The sequence below is a fragment of the Variovorax sp. P1_H2 genome, assembly GCF_056405295.1.
The window spans coordinates 1-603 of record NZ_JBFUCJ010000310.1 but is presented as its reverse complement, the minus strand read 5'-3'; the positions used below and the strand labels follow the sequence as shown (position 1 = coordinate 603).

Sequence of the window (603 nt, the reverse complement as noted above, 5' to 3'; positions counted from 1 at the left end):
GCACAGTTCAGAGACGGCGCCACCGGCAAGGTGGTCGGCGAATGCGCGGACACCGAGATTGGACTCAAGTACGCCGCCGACCTGAACAAGGGTGCGACGACCGCGGCGGTGGCGTGGATGAACGGCTACGTCAGCTCCTTCACGAGCTGGAGCTATGCGCAGGACGCCTTCAACAAGTGGTCGGGGGCGTTCGCGCGTCGATTCGCCGCCCTGCGCGCTGCATCACGATAAAAAGAAAAAGACATGTCCCAATCTCGAACCAAGGACCACTTCCCCTGGGAGCGGCGTTGGGCCGCCGGCGTCATGGTGGCGGGCCTCCTCTCAGCGTCTGCCCACGCGCAACAAAGCAACGAGGAACTCGCCAAGGCGGCGCAGAACCCGCTGGCCAGCTTGATCAGCGTGCCCTTTCAGCTCAACACCAACTTCGATACCGGGCCGGAGCAGCGCACGCAGAACGTGCTCAACATCCAGCCGGTCGTGCCCTTCAGCCTCAACGAGGACTGGAACCTGATCTCGCGGACCATCATGCCGCTGATCTGGCAGCCGGCCTCCTCGCCTTTCGAAGGCTCCACTTTCGGCCTCGGAGCACTTTCGGCCTCGGAG

At 63.7% G+C, this 603-nt stretch carries 1 protein-coding gene and 1 pseudogene; both read left to right on the top strand.

Annotated elements, in window-relative coordinates:
* Positions 1 to 231: hypothetical protein (locus AC1D2E_RS36080; RefSeq protein ID WP_478201824.1), on the top strand; the 231-nt coding region annotated here is incomplete at its 5' end.
* A 12-nt stretch (positions 232 to 243) separates the two neighbouring features.
* Positions 244 to 603, top strand: a pseudogene (locus AC1D2E_RS36075) (hypothetical protein); the annotation flags it as partial.